The 9,249-nt window shown below is 44.1% G+C and carries 10 protein-coding genes and 1 pseudogene; 4 read left to right on the top strand and 7 right to left on the bottom strand.

Annotated features, from left to right (window positions below):
- Positions 1 to 212: 212 nt before the first annotated feature.
- The gene (locus tag A3GG_RS12400; RefSeq protein ID WP_018359186.1) at positions 213 to 623 is read right to left on the bottom strand and encodes an AAA family ATPase; all 411 of its coding nucleotides are present in this window, start codon (positions 621 to 623) and stop codon (positions 213 to 215) included.
- Between the two features lie 43 nt (positions 624 to 666).
- Here A3GG_RS12400 and A3GG_RS0110150 point away from each other — a divergent pair, with 43 nt between their 5' ends.
- Positions 667 to 1,050: a hypothetical protein gene (locus tag A3GG_RS0110150; protein ID WP_018359185.1), complete on the top strand. Its 384-nt coding sequence runs from the start codon at positions 667 to 669 to the stop codon at positions 1,048 to 1,050.
- Positions 1,051 to 1,228: 178 nt separating this feature from the next.
- Here A3GG_RS0110150 and A3GG_RS0110145 read toward each other — a convergent pair whose 3' ends face one another.
- Entirely contained in the window at positions 1,229 to 3,385 is a 2,157-nt protein-coding gene (locus A3GG_RS0110145; RefSeq protein WP_018359184.1) for an integrase catalytic domain-containing protein, read from the bottom strand.
- Positions 3,386 to 3,397: 12 nt separating this feature from the next.
- Positions 3,398 to 3,766, bottom strand: coding sequence for a hypothetical protein (locus tag A3GG_RS12920; protein ID WP_018359183.1), 369 nt, complete (start codon positions 3,764 to 3,766; stop codon positions 3,398 to 3,400).
- A 94-nt stretch (positions 3,767 to 3,860) separates the two neighbouring features.
- On the opposite strand from A3GG_RS12920, the gene A3GG_RS12915 reads away from it, so the two are divergent.
- The 3 genes from A3GG_RS12915 (at position 3,861) to A3GG_RS12385 (ending at position 6,598) form a co-directional block, all read left to right on the top strand.
- Positions 3,861 to 4,814, top strand: coding sequence for a S24 family peptidase (locus A3GG_RS12915; protein ID WP_018359182.1), 954 nt, complete (start codon positions 3,861 to 3,863; stop codon positions 4,812 to 4,814).
- Positions 4,815 to 5,470: 656 nt separating this feature from the next.
- Entirely contained in the window at positions 5,471 to 6,100 is a 630-nt protein-coding gene (locus A3GG_RS0110130; RefSeq protein WP_018359181.1) for a GDSL-type esterase/lipase family protein, read from the top strand.
- A 102-nt stretch (positions 6,101 to 6,202) separates the two neighbouring features.
- Positions 6,203 to 6,598, top strand: coding sequence for a hypothetical protein (locus tag A3GG_RS12385; protein ID WP_134849559.1), 396 nt, complete (start codon positions 6,203 to 6,205; stop codon positions 6,596 to 6,598).
- A gap of 66 nt (positions 6,599 to 6,664) precedes the next feature.
- On the opposite strand, the gene A3GG_RS12910 is transcribed toward A3GG_RS12385, so the two are convergent.
- The 4 genes and pseudogenes from A3GG_RS12910 to A3GG_RS13655 form a co-directional block, all read right to left on the bottom strand.
- Positions 6,665 to 7,261 carry an aminotransferase class IV gene (locus A3GG_RS12910; protein ID WP_018359179.1) on the bottom strand — a complete coding sequence of 199 codons (597 nt, stop codon included), beginning with the start codon at positions 7,259 to 7,261 and terminating at the stop codon, positions 6,665 to 6,667.
- Entirely contained in the window at positions 7,261 to 8,259 is a 999-nt protein-coding gene (locus tag A3GG_RS0110115) for an aminodeoxychorismate synthase component I (RefSeq protein WP_026215777.1), read from the bottom strand. The genes A3GG_RS12910 and A3GG_RS0110115 overlap by 1 nt, the downstream gene beginning before the upstream one ends.
- Before the next feature lie 146 nt (positions 8,260 to 8,405).
- Complete coding sequence (rpsU, locus tag A3GG_RS0110110) at positions 8,406 to 8,597, bottom strand: 30S ribosomal protein S21 (protein WP_018359177.1); 192 nt, start codon at positions 8,595 to 8,597, stop codon at positions 8,406 to 8,408.
- Positions 8,598 to 9,005: 408 nt separating this feature from the next.
- Positions 9,006 to 9,249, bottom strand: a pseudogene (locus A3GG_RS13655) (hypothetical protein); the annotation flags it as partial.

Genomic DNA, 9,249 nt, shown 5'->3' with positions numbered 1-9,249 from the left:
GAAGCCCATATACATGTCGTAGAAAACTGGTATCCATTGCGTAATTAAGCGTTTAGTGGATAATTCGCTCAATTATAATGGATTTCCAGTTTTCTTTCAAATTTTCAAAGAGAAAAATAACCCCGTCGCCCATATCTTGCGGATTTCATCCCGCAAGATGATTGGTGTATACAAGCTGACGCAGGAGTCTCAAGGGATCACGGTAACCGCCATCACGCAGAATATCGGATGAGACGAAAGTCTCGCCTGTGCATATCCTCACTACATAGCACATAGTAAGCATGCTCCGTGGTGCTAGCATAGTGTCGAGCTGTGGTGGTCTTCCCACTCCCAGCCTCTCCTACTACCCATGTAACACTACTCTCTTGGTGACAACGATTTAGCACACTGGCAATTTCAGTATATGCATTTGTAGAGACGATTTGCCACTCATGACTGCGAGCTGTCTTGGCATCTACACGTCTGAGCATATCATCGCTTATCTGCTCCCAATTCCCCTTAAGGATAGCACTAACGGTAGCCCCACCGATGCCTAGTCGTTTACTTGCCTTCGCTTGGCTACCACTGACCCTTACATACGCTTCCAGCTGTCCCTGGATTCTTCTCTTTTCTCTCTCTTCCATAATTCGTTATCTTTGTATTTGTTTTACTTTAATATGATCTTCTATGAGTTGTACTGAACTAGAAATTGAAATCTCTTTAGTGGTTGGAGGTGAAGGAAGTCACATTGACTCTGCAAGTGTCCCTGCTTATAATTATCTCAAAAGAGGGCTTAACTATGCTGTCGATATTTTTGGGATGGATCCAGGCAAAAGAATCAAAGTCGATTACAATATCTATCCCTATGACGCAGATGACACTACTCTCAAAATTCTTGGCTCCTACACTCATATTCATATTTGGAATTTTAGTATTTCGGTCGAACTGATGGGTATCGACATGATTCACGGGTTTCTATCTCTACTTGACGGTATTTACAAGGCTTATCAGGTGAATATCGACAAGTATTCTGTTTTCCTTGATGATATGAAGGTGACAATGGTTGAGTAAGGTTAGACGTTGTCTCTCTTTCATCATCGAACTTTAGATATCCTTTTAATTCATTCAAAATGGTCAGTAGCTTCGCCTCACTCAGCTCTTGAACACCCTCAATTAAGATGCTTACATCGGTACGTAAACCGCTGACTTCTCTCGTTGATTGAAACTGAATCTTCATAATCTCTTTACTTTAATATTTTGATATTCTCTCTTTCCTATTATCTGCATTTTGGTGAGCGAGCCACGCATCTTCATAATCCATCTTACTCTCAGCTTTCATAACCTGCCCTAGAGACATAGGCTGTGCTTTCTGGATAATCTCCTCTGGAGCTTCTTCCATTAGGACGACCTTAGGTATATGGACTTTTTTAACTGGTCGCTTTTCGCTCTTCGCCACTTTTACTCGTCCACGGTACTCCTCCTCAAGTTCTCTAGCACGCTCTTCAACTCGCTCATTCTCGGCAGTGGAAAGTCCTGCTACTCGTGGCTGTACGTAGGTGCGACCATAGAGGTAATCAATGGCTCTGCCTCGTGCTTCACGCTCCATACGCATCTGCTTATCCATCTGTACAAGGATTTGAGCATACCTAGCATCGTCTGCAGTCTGATCTTGAGCAGCACGCACCACTTGAAGGTAAGGGCTTAGCTCTCGCTCAAAGCGTAGCTCACCATCGGGGTCAATGCTAAACAAGCAAGCTTGGGTCATATCATCGGGGTCGTACTTGACACGAAACTGTCGCCCAGTATTCTCCAATAACCACTCAACATCGGGGAGGTGACGGTCGTCCAATACCTCGTAAGTAATCTCCTTGCCGTCACGAGTGATGGTGATACCACTCTGCGTATAGGTATTAGTGTACGGGTGTAGCTCCCAGAAAATCCTGATATAGTCCATTTTCGTAACAGCAGGTAGCTCGTCATTCACCAGCTCTGCATAGAGTTGCTGTCGGCTCTTGCCGTCACGAGTGACAATGGTCTCATTCCACCTCCGTACTGCCTCTTCGTGTTGTGCAATCATCTCTCCGTAAGAGGGGAGGTAATCGTCCTTGTTGGCGTTGAGCCATTCAATATTTGGGCGACCTGTTCTGGCGGTAACATTGGTGCCAGTGAAGTTGGGGTACTTGCGTAGCTCAATCCTCTGTAGGTCGCCAATAACAGACTCTATCAGCTTCGAGCTGGAGCGATAGACTGCTGAATTGCTTCGCATAAGTGCGATGCTCTCAATAAATTCCTGTCCTCTACCACTCTTGGCAGAGCCTTGATTATCGGTCTTAATCTGATAAGGTCGCTCACCACTCCGCTCAAGTGCCATCCGAAAGGCTTTCCGAATCATCTCAAAAGTCTCACCCTTACCGTAGCTCCACCCTATAATCATACGTGTGGTCACATCCATTACATAGTACACATCGGTGGTAGTCCTACTGCCATCTTCGCCTCGGAAGTAGAGGTTAAGCCTTGTACCGTCACCCTCCCATACACTATTGCGACGGGTAGGCATAATGGTACGCTGTAGGCGAGTGAGCTCTTTATTGGCTAGGGTCTCCCCTGACTCTGTGGCAAGCCACTTCTGCTTCGTAGCAGGATCATTGAGGAAAGCTGTGAGACTCTGAAGGCTGTCGAGCGGTTTCCAGCCCATATCGGGAGCCACCCGATTGTACTCTTCAAAAATCTGACTGTTATTTCGCCGATAGTCCATATTACGCTTGAGAGCAATAAGGAAAAGTCCTGCCTCTTCTGTAATCTTAACGGTATTCTGATTGCCAAACTTCTTACTGATGAGTGAGACATACCCCTCCTTTCTGTAGGCGGTCAGCTTCCTTCTCAGACCCCCTTCACTCGCTGGGAGCTTATGACCATAGTCGTACCTAAGTGCCTCACTAAAGTCCAAAAGTACCTTCCAAAAGTCTTTACGGTTATTATTCAGCTTATTGGTAGTTGCTTGAAGTACTGTCCAGCGATCAACTAGAGAGTTCAGCACACTCGCATCTATAGTATATTGATTGATATACTTCTCTTTTAGTCGAACCGTCTTACCATTTTTATTGTAGGTATGACTCTCATAGAAGTTGCGTGCAAAGGCATCTTCAACATACCCTGACTCTTGCTCTTCTTGCTGAACAGCTAATAATTTAGGGTCACCGTAACGCTTCTCGAATGCCTCTCGAACGCTTTTTGGAAGGCTATTATATTCAATCAGAGCAGTAACACCATAGCCAAAAGCCTTGCGTGATTGTCTCACAATCTTGCGTGTAATCCAGCTATTAAGAGTACCCTCCTTCACGAGCGGAGTGGCACCACCTATTAGCTCGTCACGGCTGATACATAGATGTCCATTATAGTACTCCACTTTCCTGTCTTTTTAATTGTTTCGTGTGTCAACTAGAGTCATCAGTCGCTGTTGCAACTTCTCATACTCAGGTATGCTAAGCTCTTTGTACTCCTCTTTCAGTTCACCATCAAGGTACACTAAGGTCTGGTCAAGGTCAAGCAGGTGCTCAATCCTTAATTGACCGCCATAGGTTTGTACCATCTTGCCAACTGGAAATGAGGTTTCAAGCTCATGACCACCGACCAACTGCCCTCCTTTTTCAAGGGCAACCTTGCGAATTTTCTCGTGTAGCTTACTTTCTCTTTTGAAGTTAAGGGCTGACCAGACCGTCGTTCTGTTCACTCCGAAAACCTCCATGAGAAATTCTCGCACTTCCTTGGTAACAATAATTTGCTTCATAATCGGTATATTTGTAGCAGTTAAACATTGTCTATCTATCTACAAAGATAATAGACTTTATTCTAATCTCCAAATATTTAGTGGACTATTTTCTATGAGCAAGAAAGAGAAAGCCATAAATAGGCTTTATGAATACATGAACTATAGGGGGTATACCCCAGCTGTTGCAGAGCGAAACTTCGCCCTGTCTAACGGCTATTTATCCAAGCAGAAGCGACGAGAAGGGGACTTGGGTGAATCTGTAGTAATGTCGATATTAGAAAATAGTCCAGATTTATCTCCTTTGTGGTTGATTACAGGGGAGGGCTCCATGCTCAGAGAGACTTTTGAGTTAAGGGATAGAATTTCTGAAGTTGTCAGTAAATTCAAGCTAGAGCCTGTGTCGAAGGTCTTTGGTATCACCATTCAACAGCTCATGCAATATACAAATGCCACTGAGGACGATGGTGTTAGTTTTGATCCGACACCGTATTTTCAAGACCTTCTTGACACATTTCCTACCATTAGTGCTGACTGGTTATACACAGGAAAAGGAGAAATGCTTCGTAAAGATATACCTACTTTTGAACACTCAGAGAATATAGCCACACCAGAGGTTACTACCTTTCCACAAAAGGCAAAAGAAAGCATCGTAGAGTACCAGACCATACCACTATACGCTGTAGAAGCCACCGCAAGTATTCTCGCCCAAGGTGATATCAGCGATTATATTATTGATAATATATCCATCCCTCGCATGCCGAAGTGTGATGGTGCCGTAATGGTTGCTGGCGATAGTATGTCGCCAGTCATCCACAGCGGAGACATAGTCTTATACAAGGTATTTGAGGACTTTAATAACATTATATATGGGCAAATGTACTTAGTCTCCATTATCCTAGAGGGAGACACGCTCATACTTATCAAGTACATTCGTAAGATCGAGAGCGACCCTTCCGCAGTACTCCTTTGCTCGGAAAACCCAGCACACTCACCAATGCAAATACCACTATCCAGCATCCGCTCAATAGCTCTCATTAAAGGATCTATCAGGTATCATATAATGTAGCAATCAAGGCACACGCACACTTTTTGCCCTAAAATTAAGGACTTCCCTTTGTTTATGCGGGTTCTTTGCATGTTTAATTGCTTTTAAGAAGGTAAAAGGGGGTATATATATACTGCTTTTAATACTAGTTCGCACTATTTTTGGCTATTAGTCGGGGGTCGTGCGACTTCTAAAAGACAAACAACTGCATAAGCTAACGCATAAGCTAAACTACATTTCGTTTTATTATGCATAAGCTAATGCATAAGCTAACGCATAAGCTAACTCCGAAAATTGCCAAAATTAACATTTGAGTGCCCACCAAAATAACTATAGAAAAACTCCTTTTTTCCAGCTCTTAAAACATTGCTCGAATGCCTATCGAGCGAAGCATATAAAAAGCCGTAAGACCGCCATTATAGCGACCTTACGGCTCCTTATAATTATATACTACCGCCTATCTATTCCCCTCCCTCAAACGATTAACATACATCACTCGAATGCACTCGAACGTTCAGCCAAAAATTAACCCAAAATTAAAGCAAATGAACATTTCGTTTTGCCCCCGCCCGTATATGCCGACCCCCTCAAAAGTCCGATGTATAAAAGCATTTCGCCCATTCGCCTTTCCATTTCCTCTTTTACCTATCGTTTTACCCCCCTTAGGGGTAGTGGCATTGCTACTTTTCGCTACTTGTCAGGCGCAAGAGGCGAAGTATTCAACGTATTATTATCAGAGAGCCACGCTATTTGAGGTGCTCCCTACCGATAGTATCGATATCATCTTTCTTAGGAATAGCATTACGGATGGTGGAGAGTGGATGGAGCTATTAAGGGATAGCCGCTGTAAAAATCGCGGTATCAGTGGCGATACAACAGAGGGAGTATACGATAGGTTAGATGTCATTATCAAGGGGCAACCAGCAAAACTCTTTTTACTGATTGGTATCAATGACCTAGGTCGGGGAAAGACTACCGATGAGGTATTCAATGGTATTGTACGGATTGTTGAGCACCTTCAGGCTCAGAGCCCTCGCACGCAGATTTACTTGCAGAGCATACTACCTGTAAATGATGCGGCTGGGAAGTTCGCTGGACATACGCGCCGGTGGTCCGAAATAAAGCCACTTAACTGCCGCCTATCGGCAATGGCGAGAGAGAAAGGTATAACTTTTATAGACCTTTACCACTATTTGGTATCCCCTGATGAGGAGAAACTGGATATGCAGTTCTCCAACGATGGATTGCATCTAATGGGCTCTGGATACGCCAAGTGGGCGGAGGTAATCCAGCCTTATATAGATTAAGTAAGAAAGTTTAGCCTTTTTTGAGAGGTTATTTGGAGAATTCTTACTACCTTGCTTGCGTTAACAGATCAGTGTTCAACTATTTAATTGAGAATTGAAATTATGAAACAGTTAAGACTAATGGCAGCATCTCTTTTATTGGTGCTAATGGCAGTAGGACTATCTTCGTGTAACCAGAATAAGCCTGAGGATGCGCTCCTCTTTACGGGTAAGTATACCGGACTTGTTACTTTCTCTAAGTTAGGAGATGGGGCGTTGCCTATCGTGGATAAGGATGTGGAGATAACCGTCATCAAAATAGGTGACAACTATTCCTTTAGGTTCTCCAACAAGGGTATTCCTGCTATTACAGGCGTGAAGATGAAGAAGGGAGACAATACCCTCGTTACTCTAGAGGATGATAAGGGTGGTCTTATCAAGATTACTGGCGACGAACTTCATATCGCTTATAAAAATGCTAATGGTTCCTGGTTGGTGCCTAGTGCAAAGCGTAAGTAATTACGTCTGAAGAATAAAGAACAAGTAAGGGTGACTCATACCATATGGGTCACCCTTACTTGTTGGTCAAAGGATTGCCGAAGTCGGAAATATCAGTTCCCCTGGGTCTACCATTGCATTGATCAGGTGTATCCTGTCGTAGGTAGACAGCTCTTCAGCGCCAAGATGAACTGCCTGAATGGATTTCTCCGTGAGGAGCTTGTGCCTCTTTGTCCCCTGTAATAGCGGCGTGTCGGAGGTATCCAATAGGCCATTACGCTCTACGATGATATTGGTAAATGAGGTGTCGGTAACCTTGCCATCGAGTACGAATATAGGCTCTATCCCTTGTGGAAGAGCGGCTTTATACTGGTCAAATCTGGTTCGATCTGCCCACTTCTTGGCGTAGAAGTTCTCTTGAATATCGATAAGCTGAAATCCAGTAATCTGCGGTAATTGGTATGGAATAAGCCGTATTCCCTCAATCCCGTCTCCAGAATACGTGACGGATGCACGCCATTTCCCATGAGTAGCACCAAGTCTTTTAGCCTCTCTGTAGACAGCTTCAATTACCGAAAGAAGGGAGTATTCCTCTCCCAGTGACCATTCTACCCTTGCCTTATGGAATGGAAGGTTTAGTAGCTCCCCATCGAGTAGGCAAAGGGTCTCTAGTAGTCGCTCCATTACTTTTGCCTTAGTGGGAGATAAATCTTCTCGATTACTTCTTTGTACTCTTGTTCCAATTTACTATTGATCGTAACCCCACCACCCGAGTGGTAGTACTTTTGCTGCTTCTCATCCTCACAGATGAAGCGAATAAGTACTGACGAGTCTAGGCTCTTGCCATCATAATATCCGAAAATACCGCAGTAGTAACCACGTGGTGTATCGCTCTCTGCCGAAGCTATAAGTTTGCGGGTGCTCTCGCGTGGCGCACCGAGAATAGAGCCTGCTGGGAGCATGCCACCGATGATTGTGCCAATGTTAGCGCTCCAGTCTTGAGAGAGATTCCCTTTGATTTCAGAACTTACTTGGTATATCGTCTTCTCTTGTGTCTCTATCTCAGTGAAGTACCTAAATCTACTTACCTCCACCTCGTCAGCTACCCGAGATAGATCACTACGGAGCAAATCCACTACAGAGCAGTGCTCCGAGGTCTCTTTGTAGTCATTAAGGATTACATTAGGAGCACCTGGGATATCGCTTGGGATGGTTCCTTTCATCGGGTCGGTAGAGATGATACCATCCTTATCAATCTTCACAAAACGCTCAGGAGAGAAACAGACAAAGTGAGCTTCGGGAAGGAATAGTCTGTATTTGGCATTGGTACTGAGAAGTATTTCTTTAAGACTAAGGGGTACTTCAATAGGGGTAGCGACAGTAAGATTGGCAAGGATAGAGCGCCCGTCTCGCATTCCCTCCTGTATGGTTTCAAAGCACTTAGCGTATTCTTCTAGTGGCTGAGGTCTCTTTATTAGTGGTATATCGTGGTCGTACTGGAGGTGATCTTCAGGATTGATGTTCGTAACCTCTCCAATAGCAAAGAGGACATCACTCTGCTGGAGAGGGTTCGGAATAAATACACCTTCGCTCTGCTCGTAGTCCAAAACGAATAAAAAAGGGTTACCCTCGCTGCCAGCTTGGTTCATCTGGTCAATAATTTTCTGGTACTTTTCTCTCATACGGTATGAAGACTAGTAAATAAAAAAAAGGATGACCTACTATTTCTAGTAATGTCATCCTCTATAACTATAACAACACCTCCTTGGTGAAAATGATTTTATCTTCCGTTTCTGACTTAGCCATATTTGCTCGTAACTGAGCAGGCTTAGTCTTCCATCTGACGTAGCTGCTGCACGTAGCGAGCCTTCTCCATCTTGCGGCGCTTCAGGGCAGAGGGCTTCTGGAACTCACGACGGGTGCGTAGCTGACGCATAGTACCAGTGCGGTCGAATTTCCTCTTAAACCTCTTGAGTGCTCTCTCGATGTTCTCGCCTTGCTTGATTTCTACAATAATCATAAACTCCTGAAATGTTGTATTATATGTTTAACTTAACTATGCATCTACTTATCGATGCGGTGGCAAATTTACGAAGAATATTCTAGGTGACCAAACCTTTTCCTATTAGCTTCTTAATACTGTGGACAGAGCTTGTCGCTTGAGTAACAGTTGTTCCGTTGTATACTGCTCCTCTTCTCTCGGTATATTACGCACAGTCCCTCCCGGGAGAGACTTTTCCCGCTCTCTAGAGTACAATCAATGAGAGTAGGGAAGACCTAGAGGGTAGATCCCTATATAATACCTATCCACTAATCTACTCTGTACTGTGCCATATTATCCTCATCTGGGTGGTTTTCGTACTACAGTCGAGAATAATTCTACCTGTGGATTGAGACTATATTAGAGCTTGCTGAATTAGGAGATGTGTTATTTTTGAAGAATTGAGACGCATGCAGGATATTGGCGAACGATTTGTAATTTTGGAGAAAAAAACGAAGGAAATAGGAGCGACAAAATAATGCGGATAAGTTCCCTGAGGAACGTTATCACATTTTTCGCTAAGAAAGACATAGCGACTGCTACCTCCGTTGTCTCTGGAAGTCGTGTCCTTATCCTAGCAGCTCCGTAGCGCATCTTCACGGTTCCGAAAGTCCCCTCTACCTCATTACGT

The organism is Porphyromonas levii DSM 23370 (genome assembly GCF_000379925.1).
GTDB classification, from domain to species: domain Bacteria; phylum Bacteroidota; class Bacteroidia; order Bacteroidales; family Porphyromonadaceae; genus Porphyromonas_A; species Porphyromonas_A levii.
The sequence above is the reverse complement of the archived record's forward strand: the minus strand, read 5'-3'. Positions and strand labels throughout refer to the sequence as shown.